Raw genomic sequence first — 16,951 nt, forward strand, 5'->3', positions numbered from 1 at the left:
AGCGTTGCTCACAATAATCATAAGATCGGAGTGAACCCATGAAGCTGCCATTCGCTGGACGTCTTCTTGCTGTCGCTATGCTGGCTGCCACAGCCGCCGCACTACCTGTCTCCTCGGCGTTCGCCGAATCCCCGGAAAAACCTAAAGTTGCACTGGTCATGAAGTCCCTGGCCAACGAATTCTTCCTGACCATGGAAGATGGCGCCAAGGCTTATCAGAAAGAACATTCCGCCGATTTCGACCTGATCTCCAACGGCATCAAGGACGAAACCGATACCGCCGGCCAGACGCGCATCGTCGAGCAAATGATTCTGGCGAAGGTCAATGCACTGGTGATTGCGCCTTCCGATTCCAAGGCCATGGTTCCGGTGATCAAAAAAGCCGTCGATGCCGGCATCACCGTGATCAACATCGACAATCAGCTCGATCCGGCGATCGTTAAAAGCAAAAACATCAGCGTGCCCTTCGTAGGTCCGGACAACCGTAAAGGTGCACGTCTGGTCGGCGAATACCTGGCCAAGCAACTGAAGGCGGGCGACGAAGTCGGCATCATCGAAGGTGTGTCCACGACCACCAACGCCCAGCAGCGGACTGCTGGCTTCAAGGATGCGATGGACGCAGCACAGATCAAGATCGTTTCCCTGCAATCCGGTGATTGGGAAATCGACAAGGGTAACAAGGTCGCGGCTTCGATCCTCAGTGAATACCCGGAAGTCAAAGCGCTGCTGGCCGGCAACGACAGCATGGCCGTCGGTGCGGTTTCCGCTGTACGAGCTGCGGGCAAGGCCGGTCAGGTGCAGGTCGTGGGTTACGACAACATCAATGCGATCAAGCCAATGTTGAAGGACGGTCGAGTCCTCGCGACAGCCGATCAGTTCGCCGCCAAGCAAGCTGTCTTTGGCATCGAGACTGCGCTGAAAATCATCAAGGGCGAGAAGGTCGACAGCGGTGCCAACGGCGTGATTGAAACGCCGGTCGAGCTGGTCACCAAGTAAGTCTTCCGGCGACACAACGGCGCTCGTCCGTTCGGGCGAGCGCATGGAGAGTTTTTATGTCAGTTTCCGCCCCGAACGCTGTCCTCTCGGTCAGCGGTATCGGTAAGACCTATGCGCAACCGGTGCTGACCGGCATCGACTTGACGCTGATGCGCGGTGAAGTACTGGCGCTGACCGGCGAGAACGGTGCCGGAAAAAGTACCCTGTCGAAGATCATTGGCGGACTGGTCACGCCGACCACCGGCCAGATGCAGTTCCACGGCAAGGAGTATCGTCCGGGCAGTCGGACCCAGGCCGAAGACCTTGGCGTGCGCATGGTCATGCAAGAACTCAATCTGTTGCCGACCCTGTCGGTGGCCGAGAACCTGTTCCTCGATAATCTGCCGAGCAACGGTGGCTGGATCAGCCGCAAGCAATTGCGCAAGGCGGCGATCGAGGCCATGGCGCAGGTCGGTCTGGACGCGATTGATCCGGACACGCTGGTGGGCGAGTTGGGCATCGGCCATCAGCAGATGGTCGAAATCGCCCGCAACCTGATTGGCGATTGCCATGTATTGATCCTCGACGAGCCGACCGCGATGCTGACCGCGCGCGAAGTCGAAATGCTCTTTGAACAGATCACCCGGTTGCAGGCGCGTGGCGTCTCGATCATCTACATTTCCCACCGCCTCGAAGAGCTGGCGCGGGTCGCGCAACGGATTGCCGTGCTGCGTGACGGCAACCTGGTCTGCGTCGAGCCGATGGCCAATTACAACAGCGAGCAACTGGTCACGTTGATGGTCGGTCGTGAGCTGGGTGAGCACATCGACATGGGGCAGCGCAACATCGGCGCGCCGGCATTGACGGTCAAGGGTCTGACTCGTTCGGACAAGGTGCGCGACGTTTCGTTTGAAGTGCGTGCCGGCGAGATTTTCGGCATTTCCGGGCTGATCGGGGCAGGGCGCACCGAGCTGCTGCGGTTGATTTTCGGTGCCGACGTCGCCGACAGCGGCACCATTGCACTTGGCTCGCCAGCCAGGGCGGTGAGTGTGCGTTCGCCTGTCGATGCTGTGCGTCATGGCATAGCGTTGATCACCGAAGATCGCAAGGGCGAAGGCTTGCTGCTCAGTCAGTCGATCAGCGCCAACATCGCATTGGGCAACATGCCGGAGATTTCCAGCGGCGGTTTCGTCAACAACGGCGACGAAATCTCGCTGGCGCAGCGGCAGATTGATGCCATGCGCATCCGCAGTTCGAGTCCGGCGCAGTTGGTGTCAGAGCTGTCTGGCGGCAACCAGCAGAAAGTCGTGATCGGGCGCTGGCTGGAGAGAGACTGTTCGGTGTTGCTGTTCGATGAGCCGACCCGAGGCATCGACGTCGGTGCCAAGTTCGACATCTATGCCTTGCTCGGCGAGTTGACTCGTCAGGGCAAAGCGTTGGTGGTGGTGTCCAGCGACCTTCGTGAATTGATGCTGATCTGCGACCGGATCGGCGTGCTGTCGGCGGGCCGCCTGATCGACACATTCGAGCGCGACAGCTGGACTCAGGATGATTTGCTTGCCGCCGCGTTCGCCGGCTACCAAAAACGTGATGCGTTGCTCAACGAAGCGGCGCCTAGGGATCTTCCATGAAAACTGCATCTCCTGCCGGCAAACGTAGTGGCAATTTTTACGGTCTGGGCACTTATCTGGGCCTGGCCGGTGCCTTGCTGGCGATGATTGCGCTGTTCTCGGTGCTGAGCAGCCATTTCCTCTCCTACAACACCTTCAGTACCCTGGCCAACCAGATTCCCGATCTGATGGTGCTGGCGGTCGGCATGACGTTCGTGCTGATCATCGGCGGTATCGATCTGTCGGTCGGCTCGGTGCTGGCATTGGCGGCATCGACCGTCAGTGTGGCCATTCTCGGCTGGGGCTGGAGCGTGTTGCCGGCGGCGTTGCTCGGCATGGCGGTGGCGGCACTGGCCGGCACCATCACCGGCTCGATCACTGTGGCTTGGCGGATTCCCTCGTTCATCGTCTCCCTTGGCGTGCTCGAAATGGCCCGGGGCCTGGCGTATCAGATGACGGGGTCGCGCACCGCCTACATCGGCGACGCCTTTGCCTGGTTGTCGAACCCGATTGCGTTCGGTATTTCGCCTTCATTCATCATTGCCTTGCTGGTGATTTTCATCGCGCAGGCGGTTTTGACGCGCACAGTGTTCGGCCGCTACCTGATCGGCATCGGTACCAACGAAGAAGCTGTGCGTCTGGCCGGGATCAATCCAAAGCCTTACAAGATTCTGGTGTTCAGCCTGATGGGTCTGCTCGCCGGTATCGCTGCGCTTTTCCAGATTTCCCGTTTGGAAGCCGCGGATCCCAATGCCGGTTCGGGGCTTGAGCTGCAGGTGATCGCAGCCGTGGTCATCGGCGGCACCAGTCTGATGGGCGGGCGTGGCTCAGTGATCAGCACGTTCTTTGGTGTATTGATCATTTCCGTGCTGGCGGCCGGTCTGGCGCAGATTGGTGCCACCGAACCGACCAAGCGCATCATCACCGGTGCGGTGATCGTTATCGCGGTGGTGCTCGATACTTATCGCAGTCAACGTGCAACTCGCCGGGGCTGAATCATGGCAACGATCAAGGATGTGGCGGCGCTCGCGGGGATTTCCTACACCACCGTGTCGCATGTGGTGAACAACACCCGGCCAGTCAGTCAGGAGGTGCGGCTCAAGGTCGAAGCGGCGATCAAAAGCCTCGACTACGTGCCGAGTGCCGTGGCGCGCTCGCTGAAGGCCAAGACCACCGCCACAATCGGGCTGCTGGTGCCGAACAGTCTCAACCCCTACTTTGCGGAGCTGGCGCGGGGCATCGAGGATTATTGTGAGCGTAACGGCTATTGCGTGATCCTGTGCAACTCCGATGACAACCCGGAGAAACAGCGCAGTTATTTGCGCGTGCTGCTGGAAAAACGCATTGATGGCTTGATCGTTGCCTCGGCGGGCGGTGACAGTGGTCTCGCGCAGGGGCTGGCCGGCGTGAAGACGCCGATGGTGATCGTCGACCGCAGCCTCGACGGCGTGGATGCGGATCTGGTGCGTATCGACCATGAATACGGTGCCTATCTTGCAACCCGCCATTTGCTCGAGTTGGGGCATCGCGATATCGCCACGATCGGAGGTCCGGCGAGCACCAGTGTGGCGCAGATGCGCCAGGCGGGATATTGCCGGGCGCTGAAAGAGGCGGGCATCGAAGTGCGCCCTGCACGCATGCTGGAGAGTGATTTCACCAGTACCGGTGGTTATAACGCGGCGGCCATCCTGCTTGAGAACGATCCGCCGAGCGCTATTTTTGCCGGTAACGACATGATCGGCATCGGTGTCTTGCGCGCGGCCGCCGAGCGCAACGTGCGGGTGCCGGGTGAACTGTCAGTGATCGGTTTCGACGATATCCAGATGAGTCGCTATGTGTATCCGGCATTGACCACGGTTGGCCAGTCGATCCTGCAACTGGGTGAAATGGCCGCCGAGGTCTTGCTGCGAAGGATTGCCACGCCGCAGATGGTCACCGATCAACGGATCGTGACACCGAGTATTGTCCTGCGCGAATCAACTGCGCCGCTGTCTGGCGTGTTCACTGAATACCGCTGAAAACCGAATTGACGAGTAGTGATGTATGCCAGCAAATGTAGTGGTAATAGGCAGCCTGAACATGGATCTGGTCACCCGTGCACCACGGCTGCCCCGAGGCGGTGAAACGCTGATTGGCCATTCGTTTGCCACCGTATCCGGTGGCAAGGGGGCCAATCAGGCCGTGGCCGCTGCACGGTTGGGCGCGCAGGTCGCGATGATCGGCTGTGTGGGCAATGACGACTATGGCGTGCAATTGCGTGACGCCTTGCTGGCCGAGCAGATTGATTGTCAGGCAGTGAGCGTGGTCGAGGGCTCCAGTGGCGTGGCATTGATTGTGGTCGATGACCACAGTCAGAACGCGATTGTCATCGTCGCCGGCGCCAATGGCGCCATGACGCCTGCGGTGATCGATCGTTTCGATGCCGTTCTGCAGAATGCTGACGTGATTATCTGTCAGCTCGAGATCCCGGATGCCACCGTGGGGTATGCGCTCAAGCGCGCCCGCACGCTGGGCAAGACCGTGATCCTCAACCCTGCGCCGGCCAGTCGTCCTTTGCCGGCCGACTGGTTCGCGGCCATCGACTACCTGATACCCAACGAGAGCGAAGCCGCGGCCCTGAGCGGTCTGCCGGTCGAGTCGCGGGAGTCGGCAGAAAAGGCTGCCAGCCACCTGATCGCGATGGGGGCGGGTAAAGTCATCATTACCCTCGGCGCCGAAGGTTCGCTGTTTGCCAACGGCAAGGGGTTCGAACACTTCCCGGCACCGAAGGTGAAAGCCGTCGATACCACAGCGGCAGGCGACACCTTTGTCGGTGGTTTTGCCGCTGCCCTGGCCGACGGCAAGTCCGAAGCCGAGGCGATCCGTTACGGTCAGATCGCCGCTGCCCTGTCGGTCACCCGCGCCGGCGCACAACCCTCCATTCCCAGCATGTCCGACGTACAGGCATTCAAACCCGCATGAAAAAGACTCCTTTGCTTAACGTCGCGTTATCGCGACTGATTGCCTCTTTGGGTCATGGCGACATGGTCGTGATCGGTGACGCTGGACTGCCGGTGCCGCCGGGCGTCGAGCTGATTGACCTGGCGCTGACCCACGGCGTTCCGGATTTCGTCAGCACCCTGAAAATCGTGCTCAGCGAGATGCAGGTGGAAAGCCATGTGCTGGCCAAAGAGATCTTCGACAAGCAGCCGACAGCGCTGACAACGCTGGATGTGTTGAATGAAGAGGGGGCGCTGGGTCGTCGCGATCTGCTCAGTCACGAACAATTCAAGGTTCTTAGCCGACAGGCTCGGGCGATTGTTCGTACAGGCGAATGTCAGCCGTACTGCAACATCGTGCTGGTGGCCGGTGTTACGTTCTAACTTTCAATTTCAAATGCACAAGGAATGCGCCATGCAACGCTATGCTCACACACTGCATCAATTGCTTCGGAGTCTGCTGCTTTTGTCCGTCATTACTGCGACCGGCGCCCAAGCGGCGGAAAAAATCGACCTGATCATTGATACTGATCCGGGCGCTGACGACGTGGTCGCCTTGCTGTTCGCACTGGCCTCGCCGGACGAGTTGAATATTCGTGCGTTGACCACCGTGGCCGGCAATGTCCGCCTCGACAAGACCTCGCGCAACGCGCGTCTGGCTCGCGAGTGGGCGGGGCGCGAGGATGTCCCGGTTTATGCTGGCGCACCGAAACCGCTGATGCGTACGCCGATCTACGCCGAAAACATTCACGGCAAGGAAGGCCTGTCGGGTGTCACCGTGCACGAACCGAAAAAAGGCCTGGCAGAAGGCAATGCGGTCAATTATCTGATCGACACCTTGAAAAAGGCCAAGCCGCACAGCATCACGATTGCCATGCTCGGTCCGCAGACCAACCTGGCGCTGGCGCTGATCCAGGAGCCCGAGATCGTTCAGGGCATCAAGGAAGTGGTGATCATGGGTGGGGCACACTTCAACGGCGGCAACATCACCCCGGTGGCGGAATTCAACCTGTTTGCCGACCCGCAAGCGGCTGAAGTGGTGCTCAAAAGCGGCGTCAAGCTGACCTACCTGCCGCTGGACGTGACCCACAAGATCCTCACCAGTGACGCCCGCCTTAAGCAGATTGCGGCGCTGAACAACAATGCGAGCAAAATCGTTGGCGACATCCTCAACGAGTACATCAAAGGGGACATGGAGCACTACGGTATTCCGGGTGGCCCGGTGCATGACGCCACCGTCGTGGCTTACTTGCTCAAGCCGGAACTGTTTACCGGTCGTTCAGTGAATGTGGTGGTCGATAGCCGTGAAGGGCCGACATTCGGTCAGACCATTGTCGATTGGTATGACGGACTCAAGGCGCCGAAAAATGCCTTCTGGGTCGAAAACGGCGATGCCCAGGGTTTCTTCGATCTGCTCACCGAGCGGCTCAAGCGCCTGAAGTAAAAAAACCGACCCGCAGGTGCCAGCCTGCGGGTGCTACTTCCTCTCTGCGTGCTCATGCTCGATCTGTTCGGTCGGGTAGCGCTCGAAAATCTGCTTGATGAATTGCTGGGCTGCCTCGGTTCCAAGCTCCTTGACCAATAGATCGATTCCTATCAATGCCAGCTCTTCTGTGGTGTCGGGGCTATAGGAGCTGTGCCCGTCGGCCCATTTGGCTTTGATGTCGGCGTCGATGCTTACGGTCGTCATGATAAGGCTCGGGAAGTCGGGAGAACGATGTGTCGAGTTAACCATTTTGTCGGGCGTTTGACACTGCGACTTAGGCATGACCGGGGCGCTATGCGACACTTGGTCTTTTAAGGCTTTCCAAGGATCGCGCTGTGCAGATCGATTTGAATTCCCCTGACGGCCTCACGCTGGAGGCTGTGCGCCAGTTGCTCGCCTCGGCCAGTGATGACGAACACACTCAACTGCGTGTGACCAAGGGCGGTATCGCCTACATTTCTTCGGGCGTGACCGGCGGCCAGGATATCGACGGCTTGCTGTTTCGCCTGGAAACCTGGGCCAAGGGCTCAGGCTACGTCGGAAATGTCGCCGCCAGCGACGAGGTGTGGGTGATGCAGATTTTCAATGCGTTGAAGGACAACTGGCCGAATCCACCGTACGACTACATTGACGTGTATTGAGCGTCGTTAATATTCAGTCACGATTGATTGATGAGGAGCAGGGCGAGGCTCAGGCACACTCGGCGTTTTTCCGGTCGTGGGGCGGTGATGCTCACTGTGGTGAAACCAAACGCCGTAATGGCGGTCGCACGATCTCAGCTCAACTTTTTGAAAACAAGGAGGCTTCATGCCTTTGAAGTTCGCGACACTGGGTGCACTGATGGCCACCGCCCTGTTGGCCGGTTGCAGTACGAGTTCCAGCGAGTCGGCAAAGGATCCAGTGGCCACCGAGTCCGGTCATAGTCGCTGTGAAGCAACGGCAGCGGAGTTCGCCATTGGCAAGAAAGCGTCGCCAGCGCTGCTGGATCAGGCTCGCGCCAAGGCCGGCGCGCAAAATGCCCGCTTCCTCAAACCAACCGACATGATCACTCTGGAGTACCGCTCCGATCGCCTGAACCTGAACACCGACGCCAATCTGGTCGTCACCCGCGTCAACTGCGGCTGATCGCTGACGACTTTTGTTGCAGGCATAAAAAACCCCGTCACATGGACGGGGTTTTTTTAGTGCGCCGGGAAATTACTCTGGGCGAACTTGTGCAGCTTGCATACCCTTTTGGCCTTTCTCAGCCACGAAAGAGACGGTCTGGCCTTCTTTCAGGCTTTTGAAACCGTCGGATTCGATAGCTTTGAAGTGTACGAACAGGTCGTCACCGCCACCTTGAGGAGTGATGAAGCCGAAGCCTTTTTCATCGTTGAACCATTTAACGGTGCCGGTTTGGCGATTAGACATGGTGTATCTCCAAGAAACATATATTTTCAGTAGTACTGTGCTGCTCAGGCCAACTGGGCACACCGGAGTATCATAGTCGAAATGTTCGCTTTGGTAGCCCCCCGGACGTGCTGTTTGCTTTCATATTGCATTCATTTCAACCTCTGAAATGTCTGCAGGCCCCGGTTTCAGAGGCTTTTGGCCGAAAAAACAGGGCGTAAAAAAAGCTATAAAACCTGCGTAAATTATCGAAATCAGGGCCTTTTTGACGGTTTTAAGGCTGTCGCAGACCCGAAAAAGCAATCGTCAGCGCTTATTTCTGCACTCGGCAAACCGAGATTTCTTTCAATGCGCGCTGACCCAGTTCACCGCTCGGCGGGGTGTTCTTGTCCATCAGTTGTGCGATCTCTTGCGTGGTGAATTTCTTCTCCAGAACATCGGCACCGCAAGTGCAGTGCTGTTTGGCTACGGTTGGATTGACGCTTTGGGCTGCGGCTTTGGTGCAATCATCCATGTATTGCTTCTTTACGCCGGCAGGCCACGCGGCGTTGGCGCTCAGCGGCAGCAGCAGGGCCAGCGGGGCCGCGAAAGCAAAAAGTCGGATAAGGCGCATGTCTGAAACTCCTGGTTTGATATCGGCGACGATTCTCAGCCTATTTGAGGCAAAGCGTATATCCCAAGTTCACTTCGCTCCGCAAAAATGCGCAAATCTTCAGCGTTGCAAATCGTTCGAGTCGATGACCGTTCATCTGTGCTAGCATGCCGGGCTCAAGCGTTCTCAGGCTCCGGACGGCCTTCAGCCCCGGCAGCGGTCAGCGTGCGAACATTCTGATTTGAATCCCAGTCACTCTGGTTCGGTTTTCCGGTTGGCCGCAAGGCTCCTGCCGCTGTAAGGCAGGCGTTCGTCATTGAATGGCCTGGATCGGATCTTGTACTGGCTCATCCCAACCCACGTGACCTTTGGTAGGGGTCACCACTAGGAGAGGAGGCGCCATGCCAACTATTACTCTTCCCGACGGCAGTCAACGTTCATTCGATCACCCGGTTTCCGTAGCCGAGGTCGCTGCATCCATTGGTGCAGGCCTGGCCAAGGCCACCGTGGCCGGCAAGGTCAACGGCAAGCTGGTCGACGCCTGCGACCTCATCGACAGCGACGCGACCCTGCAAATCATCACACCTAAGGATGAAGAGGGGCTGGAGATCATTCGCCACTCTTGCGCTCACCTGGTTGGCCATGCGGTCAAGCAGCTGTACCCGACTGCGAAGATGGTCATCGGTCCGGTCATCGACGAAGGCTTCTATTACGACATCGCCTTCGAACGTCCTTTCACCCCGGACGACATGGCCGCCATCGAACAGCGCATGCATCAGCTGATCGACAAGGATTACGACGTCATCAAAAAGGTCACTCCGCGCGCCGAAGTGATCGAAGTGTTCAAGGCCCGCGGCGAAGACTACAAGCTGCGCCTGGTCGAGGACATGCCGAACGAGCAGGCCATGGGCCTGTACTACCACGAAGAATACGTCGACATGTGCCGCGGTCCGCACGTGCCGAACACCCGCTTCCTGAAATCCTTCAAGCTGACCAAGTTGTCCGGTGCCTACTGGCGCGGTGATGCCAAAAACGAGCAGCTGCAGCGCGTTTACGGTACCGCTTGGGCTGACAAGAAGCAGCTGGCGGCATACATCCAGCGCATCGAAGAAGCGGAAAAGCGCGATCACCGCAAGATCGGCAAGCGCCTGGGCCTGTTCCACACCCAGGAAGAAGCGCCGGGCATGGTGTTCTGGCACCCGAATGGCTGGACCTTGTACCAGGTGCTCGAGCAATACATGCGCAAGGTGCAGCGTGACAACGGCTACCTCGAGATCAAGACCCCGCAAGTGGTCGATCGCAGCCTGTGGGAGAAATCCGGGCACTGGGCCAACTACGCCGACAACATGTTCACCACCGAGTCGGAGAGCCGCGACTACGCCATCAAGCCGATGAACTGCCCTTGCCACGTGCAGGTGTTCAATCAGGGCCTGAAGAGCTACCGTGAGCTGCCGATGCGCCTGGCCGAATTCGGTGCCTGCCACCGCAACGAGCCGTCGGGCGCGCTGCACGGCATCATGCGCGTGCGTGCGTTCACTCAGGACGACGCCCACATTTTCTGCACCGAAGAGCAGATGCAGGCCGAATCCGCTGCCTTCATCAAGCTGACCATGGATGTTTATCGCGACTTCGGCTTTACCGACGTCGAGATGAAGCTGTCCACTCGTCCGGAAAAACGTGTAGGTTCCGACGAACTGTGGGATCGCGCCGAAGCCGCACTGGCCGCAGCCCTTGATTCCGCTGGCCTGCCGTACGATCTGCAGCCGGGTGAAGGTGCGTTCTACGGTCCGAAGATCGAGTTCTCGCTGAAAGATTGCCTCGGTCGCGTGTGGCAGTGTGGTACCTTGCAGCTCGATTTCAACCTGCCTGTCCGTCTCGGTGCCGAATACGTCTCCGAAGACAACAGCCGCAAGCACCCGGTCATGTTGCACCGTGCGATCCTCGGATCCTTCGAGCGTTTCGTCGGGATTCTGATCGAGCATTACGAAGGTGCATTCCCTGCGTGGCTGGCGCCAACCCAGGCAGTGATCATGAATATCACTGATAAACAGGCAGATTTTGTCGCTGAAGTCGAAAAAACTCTCAACGAAAGCGGATTTCGTGCCAAGTCCGACTTGAGAAATGAAAAGATCGGCTTTAAAATCCGCGAGCATACTTTGCTCAAGGTTCCCTATCTTTTGGTTATCGGAGATAAGGAAGTCGAGATGCAGACTGTCGCTGTGCGTACTCGTGAAGGTGCTGACCTGGGCTCGATGCCCGTCGCCCAGTTCGCTGAGTTTCTCGCGCAAGCGGTTTCCCGGCGTGGTCGCCCAGATTCGGAGTAATTATTATTAAGCGTGAACCGAGACAAGATAAACGAGCTGCACCGAAAGCGCCGATCAATGAGAATATCTCGGCACGCGAGGTTCGGTTAATTGGCGCTGACGGCGAGCAGGTTGGCATCGTCTCTATTGATGAAGCGCTTCGTATTGCTGAAGAAGCAAAGCTTGATCTGGTAGAAATCTCCGCAGACGCAGTCCCACCGGTTTGCCGGGTGATGGACTACGGCAAGTCGATCTTCGAAAAGAAGAAGCAGATTGCAGCGGCGAAGAAGAACCAGAAGCAGATTCAGGTAAAAGAAATCAAGTTTCGTCCAGGGACGGAGGAAGGGGATTACCAGGTAAAACTGCGCAACCTGGTACGTTTCCTGAGTGATGGGGACAGGGCCAAGGTATCCTTGCGATTCCGCGGCCGTGAGATGGCCCACCAGGAGCTGGGGATGGAACTCCTCAAGCGGGTTGAAGCTGACCTGCTCGAGTACGGTTCGGTCGAACAGCATCCTAAGATGGAAGGACGCCAGCTGATCATGGTCATCGCCCCGAAAAAGAAGAAGTAATCAACAGGGCACGGCAGGCCTTCTGATTATGTTTATCAACTGAATGCGGAGTATCCGAACATGCCAAAAATGAAAACCAAAAGTGGTGCTGCTAAGCGGTTTCTGAAAACTGCTAACGGTATCAAGCACAAGCACGCTTTCAAGAGCCACATCCTGACTAAAATGTCGACCAAGCGTAAGCGTCAACTGCGCGGTAGCAGCTTGCTGCATCCGTCTGACGTGGCAAAAGTCGAGCGCATGCTGCGCCTTCGTTAATTTTAGTCAAGAATAGAGGAAGTAACTCATGGCTCGTGTAAAGCGTGGCGTCATTGCCCGTAAACGTCACAAAAAAATTCTGAAACTTGCTAAAGGCTACTACGGCGCACGCTCCCGCGTATTCCGTGTTGCCAAGCAAGCGGTAATCAAGGCAGGCCAATACGCCTACCGTGACCGTCGTCAGAAAAAACGTCAGTTCCGCGCTCTGTGGATCGCTCGTATCAACGCTGGTGCTCGTGTTAACGGTCTGTCCTACAGCCGTTTCATCGCTGGCCTGAAAAAAGCGTCCATCGAGATCGACCGTAAGGTTCTGGCTGATCTGGCAGTGAACGAAAAAGCGGCGTTTGCTGCGATTGTCGAGAAAGCTAAAGCCACCTTGGCTTAAGTACCCCCGACAGTCACCCGGCCTCATCTCTGTGAGGCCAGGTGTTAAACGTCATAAATAGGGGAAGAGCCTTCAAGCTCTTCCCCTATTTTGTATCTGGAGTCTGTACATGGAAAACCTGGATGCGCTGGTCTCTCAAGCACTAGAGGCTGTGCAAAGCGCTGAAGATATCAATGCCCTGGAGCAAATCCGGGTTCAATACCTTGGCAAAAAGGGCGAATTGACTCAGGTGATGAAGACCCTGGGGAATTTGCCGGCAGAAGAGCGTCCGCAAGTCGGCGCGCTGATCAACGTTGCCAAGGAACGTGTCACAGGCGTTCTCAATGCGCGCATGGCTCTGTTTGAGGAAGCCGAACTGGCTGCCAAACTGTCTGCCGAATCCATTGACGTGACGTTGCCGGGCCGTGGCCAGACCTCCGGTGGCCTGCATCCGGTGACCCGGACTCTGGAGCGTGTCGAACAGTTCTTCACCCGCATCGGCTACGGCATTGCCGAAGGCCCTGAGGTGGAAGACGACTACCACAACTTCGAAGCGCTCAACATCCCAGGCCATCACCCGGCCCGGTCGATGCATGACACCTTCTATTTCAATGCAAACATGTTGCTGCGCACCCATACCTCGCCGGTACAGGTCCGCACCATGGAGTCCAAGCAACCGCCGATCCGCATCGTCTGCCCGGGCCGTGTGTACCGTAGCGACTCCGATATCACCCACTCGCCGATGTTCCACCAGGTCGAAGGCCTGCTGGTCGATCGCGACATCAATTTTGCCGATCTCAAAGGCACCATCGAAGAATTCCTGCGGGTGTTCTTCGAGAAAGAACTGGCCGTACGTTTCCGTCCTTCGTACTTCCCGTTCACCGAACCATCCGCTGAAGTCGATATGGAATGCGTGATGTGCAGCGGCAAAGGCTGCCGCGTCTGCAAGCAGACCGGCTGGCTGGAAGTGATGGGTTGCGGCATGGTTCACCCGAACGTGTTGCGTATGTCCGGCATTGACCCGGAAGAGTTCTCCGGCTTTGCCTTTGGCATGGGCGTCGAGCGTCTGGCCATGCTCCGTTACGGCGTGAACGACTTGCGTCTGTTCTTCGACAACGACTTGCGGTTCCTCGCGCAATTTCGCTAGTCGTAACGAATTCTTAGGAGAGCAGGATGAAATTCAGTGAACAATGGCTGCGTGGCTGGGTTAGCCCGCAGGTAAATCGCGACGAGCTGGTTGCCCGTCTGTCGATGGCCGGTCTTGAGGTCGATAGCGTGACTCCGGCCGCCGGTGTATTCAGCGGCGTGGTAGTGGGCGAGGTGCTGAGCACCGAGCAGCACCCTGATGCCGACAAGTTGCGGGTGTGCCAGGTCAGCAATGGCGCGGAAACCTTCCAGGTCGTGTGCGGAGCGCCAAACGTGCGCCCGGGCCTGAAGATTCCGTTTGCCATGATCGGCGCCGAGCTGCCGGGCGACTTCAAGATCAAGAAAGCCAAGCTGCGCGGCGTTGAGTCCAACGGCATGCTCTGCTCGCAAGCCGAGCTGCAGGTTGGTGAAGGCAACGACGGTCTGATGGAGCTGCCGGCCGATGCGCCGGTGGGCGAAGACTTCCGTGTGTATCTGGATCTGGAAGATGCCAGCATCGAGGTCGACCTGACCCCGAACCGTGGCGACTGTCTGTCCCTGGCCGGTCTGGCCCGTGAAGTCGGCGCGCTGTACGCGACTCCGGTTACCCGTCCGGTCGTGGCCGCCGTTGCGGCCGTGCACGATGAAGTGCGTTCGGTAGAAGTACTGGCCCCAGCCGCATGCCCGCGTTACCTGGGGCGCGTTATCCGTAACGTCGATCTGTCCAGGCCGACGCCGCTGTGGATGGTTGAACGCCTGCGCCGCGCCGACGTGCGCAGCATCGACGCGGCTGTCGACATCACCAACTACGTGATGCTGGAGCTGGGTCAGCCCCTGCACGCTTTCGATCTCGCCGAAATCAATGGCGGCATCCGCGTGCGCATGGCGGAAGAGGGTGAGAAGCTGGTGCTGCTCGACGGTCAGGAAGTCAGCCTGCGCAGCGATACGCTGGTAATTGCCGACCACACTCGCGCGTTGGCGATTGCCGGCGTGATGGGCGGTGAGCACAGCGGTGTCTCCGCGACCACTCGCGACGTATTCCTTGAATCAGCGTTCTTCGACCAGATCGCGGTGGCAGGCAAGGCCCGTTCCTACGGTCTGCACACCGATGCTTCGCACCGCTACGAGCGTGGCGTGGACTGGCAACTGGCCCGTGAAGCCATGGAGCGCGCTACCGGCCTGCTGCTGGAGATCACTGGCGGCGAAGCCGGTCCGATCATCGAGACCGTCAGCGAACAGCACCTGCCGTCAATCGCTCCGATCACTCTGCGTGCCCAGCGCATCACTCAGATGCTTGGCATGGAGATGGACTCGGCTCAGGTCGAGCGTCTGCTCGGCGGCCTGGGTCTTGGCATTGCAGCCGATGGTGAAGGCCAGTGGCGCGTAGAAGTGCCGAGCCATCGCTTCGATATCAGCCTGGAAGTCGATCTGATCGAAGAACTGGCCCGTCTGTATGGCTATAACCGTCTGCCGGTTCGTTACCCGCAAGCACGCCTGGCGCCACAAGCCAAGGCTGAGGCGCGTAGCGATCTGCCAGAACTGCGCCGCCTGCTGGTTGCGCGTGGTTATCAGGAAGCGATCACATACAGCTTCATCGATCCGAAACAGTTCGAACTGTTCAATCCGGGCGTCGAGCCGCTGTTGCTGGCCAATCCGATCTCCAACGACATGGCGGCGATGCGTTCGTCGCTGTGGCCGGGTCTGGTCAAAGCGTTGCAGCACAACCTGAACCGTCAGCAGGATCGCGTACGTCTGTTCGAAAGCGGTCTGCGTTTTGTCGGTCAACTGGAAGGCCTGAAGCAAGAGCCAATGCTGTCCGGTGTGGTCTGCGGCAGCCGTCTGCCGGAAGGCTGGGCGCAAGGCCGCGATACCGTCGATTTCTTCGACGTCAAAGCCGACGTGGAAGCGGTGCTGGGCTTTGCCGGTGCGCTGGATTCGTTCACGTTCGCACCGGGCAAACACCCGGCGCTGCACCCGGGTCAAACCGCACGTATCGAGCGCGAAGGGCGTGAAGTGGGCTTCATCGGCGCGATTCACCCTGAATTGTCGAAAGCCTTGGGCCTGGATCGTCCGGTCTTCGTTTTCGAGCTGGTTCTGGCTGAAGTGGCGCTCGGTAAAATGCCGAAATTCCACGAGTTGTCGCGCTTTCCTGAAGTGCGGCGTGACCTTGCACTGATTGCGCACAAAGACGTCGCATCCGCGGCCGTACTGGACGTAATCCGTGAAAATGCAGGCGAATGGCTCACAGATCTCAGGCTGTTTGACGTGTATCAGGGTAAAGGCATTGATCCTGATAGAAAAAGCCTTGCAGTTGGCTTGACCTGGCAGCATCCATCGCGCACTCTTAATGACGATGAGGTGAATTCGACGACGCAAAATATCCTCACCTCGCTCGAACAAAGGTTGAACGCCACGTTAAGGAAGTGACGTATGGGGGCTTTGACGAAAGCTGAGATGGCGGAACGTCTGTATGAAGAGCTGGGCCTGAACAAGCGGGAAGCCAAGGAATTGGTCGAACTGTTTTTCGAGGAAATCAGGCACGCTCTTGAAGACAACGAGCAGGTCAAATTGTCCGGTTTCGGCAATTTCGACCTTCGGGACAAACGCCAGCGGCCTGGCCGCAACCCGAAAACGGGGGAAGAAATCCCGATCACGGCTCGCCGTGTGGTCACCTTTCGTCCAGGGCAGAAGTTGAAGGCCCGAGTTGAGGCTTATGCTGGAACCAAGTCATAACGACGAACTACCCGTCATCCCGGGCAAACGCTACTTCACCATTGGTGAAGTCAGCGAGCTGTGTGCCGTAAAGCCACACGTGCTGCGCTATTGGGAGCAGGAGTTTCCTCAACTCAACCCCGTCAAACGCCGCGGAAACCGCCGGTATTATCAGCGCCAGGACGTGCTGATGATCCGGCAGATCCGCGCGCTCCTTTACGATCAGGGATTCACCATTGGCGGCGCACGCTTGCGTTTGTCCGGTGATGAAGCCAAAGACGACACCACCCAATACAAGCAGATGATTCGGCAGATGATTGCTGAGTTGGAAGACGTGTTGGTGGTCCTCAAGAAATAAAAAGCAGCGTTTGAATACTTCCAGTTTTCAAACGCTTGCGATATATTCTTGAGCGTTCTTCGAGAAGAGGAACGATTGCAAAACCAGTCGGGGCGTAGCGCAGTCCGGTAGCGCACTAGCATGGGGTGCTAGGGGTCGAGTGTTCGAATCACTCCGTCCCGACCATATAATTCAATGACTTGGGCCAATGTTCACAGCATTGGCCTTTTTCATGCGCGTGACATTTGCGTGAC

20 protein-coding genes and 1 tRNA gene are annotated in these 16,951 nt (G+C 57.9%); 18 read left to right on the forward strand and 3 right to left on the reverse strand.

Annotated elements, in window-relative coordinates; genetic code table 11:
• The first annotated feature begins 38 nt into the window (after positions 1–38).
• Genes ACXX9E_RS15560 through ACXX9E_RS15590 form a run of 7 tightly spaced genes read left to right on the forward strand, consistent with a single transcriptional unit; the run spans position 39 to position 7,006 of the window.
• Entirely contained in the window at positions 39–995 is a 957-nt protein-coding gene (locus ACXX9E_RS15560) for a sugar ABC transporter substrate-binding protein (RefSeq protein ID WP_123463370.1), read from the forward strand.
• A 56-nt stretch (positions 996–1,051) separates the two neighbouring features.
• Positions 1,052–2,605 (forward strand): sugar ABC transporter ATP-binding protein, encoded by a 1,554-nt coding sequence (locus tag ACXX9E_RS15565; protein WP_123463368.1) that lies wholly within the window; start codon positions 1,052–1,054, stop codon positions 2,603–2,605.
• Positions 2,602–3,579, forward strand: coding sequence for an ABC transporter permease (locus ACXX9E_RS15570; RefSeq protein ID WP_123463366.1), 978 nt, complete (start codon positions 2,602–2,604; stop codon positions 3,577–3,579). Before ACXX9E_RS15565 ends, ACXX9E_RS15570 begins: the two co-directional genes overlap by 4 nt.
• Positions 3,580–3,582: 3 nt before the next feature.
• A complete protein-coding gene (locus ACXX9E_RS15575; RefSeq protein WP_123463364.1) occupies positions 3,583–4,602 on the forward strand; it encodes a LacI family DNA-binding transcriptional regulator in 1,020 nt (339 codons plus the stop codon).
• A 25-nt stretch (positions 4,603–4,627) separates the two neighbouring features.
• Positions 4,628–5,545, forward strand: a complete 918-nt coding sequence (gene rbsK, locus ACXX9E_RS15580; RefSeq protein WP_422495819.1) for a ribokinase — start codon at positions 4,628–4,630, stop codon at positions 5,543–5,545.
• A complete protein-coding gene (gene rbsD, locus ACXX9E_RS15585; protein WP_123463360.1) occupies positions 5,542–5,946 on the forward strand; it encodes a D-ribose pyranase in 405 nt (134 codons plus the stop codon). Before rbsK ends, rbsD begins: the two co-directional genes overlap by 4 nt.
• 31 nt (positions 5,947–5,977) lie before the next feature.
• Positions 5,978–7,006, forward strand: a complete 1,029-nt coding sequence (locus ACXX9E_RS15590; RefSeq protein WP_123463358.1) for a nucleoside hydrolase — start codon at positions 5,978–5,980, stop codon at positions 7,004–7,006.
• A 33-nt stretch (positions 7,007–7,039) separates the two neighbouring features.
• Here the strand turns inward: ACXX9E_RS15590 and ACXX9E_RS15595 are convergent, their stop codons facing one another.
• Positions 7,040–7,252, reverse strand: coding sequence for a hypothetical protein (locus tag ACXX9E_RS15595; RefSeq protein WP_123463356.1), 213 nt, complete (start codon positions 7,250–7,252; stop codon positions 7,040–7,042).
• Positions 7,253–7,383: 131 nt separating this feature from the next.
• On the opposite strand from ACXX9E_RS15595, the gene ACXX9E_RS15600 reads away from it, so the two are divergent.
• Together ACXX9E_RS15600 and ACXX9E_RS15605 are read left to right on the forward strand one after the other, a co-directional pair.
• Positions 7,384–7,689 (forward strand): hypothetical protein, encoded by a 306-nt coding sequence (locus ACXX9E_RS15600; protein WP_128614032.1) that lies wholly within the window; start codon positions 7,384–7,386, stop codon positions 7,687–7,689.
• A gap of 166 nt (positions 7,690–7,855) precedes the next feature.
• Positions 7,856–8,173 (forward strand): I78 family peptidase inhibitor, encoded by a 318-nt coding sequence (locus ACXX9E_RS15605; protein WP_123463352.1) that lies wholly within the window; start codon positions 7,856–7,858, stop codon positions 8,171–8,173.
• A gap of 72 nt (positions 8,174–8,245) precedes the next feature.
• Here ACXX9E_RS15605 and ACXX9E_RS15610 read toward each other — a convergent pair whose 3' ends face one another.
• Together ACXX9E_RS15610 and ACXX9E_RS15615 are read right to left on the reverse strand one after the other, a co-directional pair.
• The gene (locus tag ACXX9E_RS15610; RefSeq protein WP_003179963.1) at positions 8,246–8,458 is read right to left on the reverse strand and encodes a cold-shock protein; all 213 of its coding nucleotides are present in this window, start codon (positions 8,456–8,458) and stop codon (positions 8,246–8,248) included.
• 292 nt (positions 8,459–8,750) lie between these two features.
• Positions 8,751–9,050 carry a hypothetical protein gene (locus ACXX9E_RS15615; protein ID WP_128614033.1) on the reverse strand — a complete coding sequence of 100 codons (300 nt, stop codon included), beginning with the start codon at positions 9,048–9,050 and terminating at the stop codon, positions 8,751–8,753.
• 380 nt (positions 9,051–9,430) lie between these two features.
• Between ACXX9E_RS15615 and thrS the strand changes: the two genes are divergently transcribed.
• From thrS to ACXX9E_RS15660, 9 genes are all read left to right on the forward strand, one after another.
• Entirely contained in the window at positions 9,431–11,353 is a 1,923-nt protein-coding gene (thrS, locus tag ACXX9E_RS15620; protein ID WP_128614034.1) for a threonine--tRNA ligase, read from the forward strand.
• Complete coding sequence (infC, locus tag ACXX9E_RS15625; protein WP_123463346.1) at positions 11,353–11,904, forward strand: translation initiation factor IF-3; 552 nt, start codon at positions 11,353–11,355, stop codon at positions 11,902–11,904. Before thrS ends, infC begins: the two co-directional genes overlap by 1 nt.
• Positions 11,905–11,964: 60 nt before the next feature.
• Positions 11,965–12,159, forward strand: coding sequence for a 50S ribosomal protein L35 (gene rpmI / locus ACXX9E_RS15630; RefSeq protein WP_002553160.1), 195 nt, complete (start codon positions 11,965–11,967; stop codon positions 12,157–12,159).
• Positions 12,160–12,187: 28 nt separating this feature from the next.
• Complete coding sequence (gene rplT / locus ACXX9E_RS15635) at positions 12,188–12,544, forward strand: 50S ribosomal protein L20 (protein ID WP_002553161.1); 357 nt, start codon at positions 12,188–12,190, stop codon at positions 12,542–12,544.
• Positions 12,545–12,653: 109 nt separating this feature from the next.
• Positions 12,654–13,670: a phenylalanine--tRNA ligase subunit alpha gene (gene pheS / locus ACXX9E_RS15640; protein WP_003226365.1), complete on the forward strand. Its 1,017-nt coding sequence runs from the start codon at positions 12,654–12,656 to the stop codon at positions 13,668–13,670.
• A 26-nt stretch (positions 13,671–13,696) separates the two neighbouring features.
• Positions 13,697–16,075, forward strand: a complete 2,379-nt coding sequence (gene pheT, locus ACXX9E_RS15645) for a phenylalanine--tRNA ligase subunit beta (protein ID WP_123463344.1) — start codon at positions 13,697–13,699, stop codon at positions 16,073–16,075.
• A 3-nt stretch (positions 16,076–16,078) separates the two neighbouring features.
• The gene (gene ihfA / locus ACXX9E_RS15650) at positions 16,079–16,381 is read left to right on the forward strand and encodes an integration host factor subunit alpha (protein ID WP_002553164.1); all 303 of its coding nucleotides are present in this window, start codon (positions 16,079–16,081) and stop codon (positions 16,379–16,381) included.
• Positions 16,362–16,718 carry a MerR family transcriptional regulator gene (locus tag ACXX9E_RS15655; protein ID WP_003179985.1) on the forward strand — a complete coding sequence of 119 codons (357 nt, stop codon included), beginning with the start codon at positions 16,362–16,364 and terminating at the stop codon, positions 16,716–16,718. The genes ihfA and ACXX9E_RS15655 overlap by 20 nt, the downstream gene beginning before the upstream one ends.
• Before the next feature lie 88 nt (positions 16,719–16,806).
• Positions 16,807–16,883: transfer RNA gene (locus tag ACXX9E_RS15660), tRNA-Pro, on the forward strand.
• Positions 16,884–16,951: the final 68 nt, after the last annotated feature.

It is taken from the genome of Pseudomonas sp. GNP014 (genome assembly GCF_054344005.1).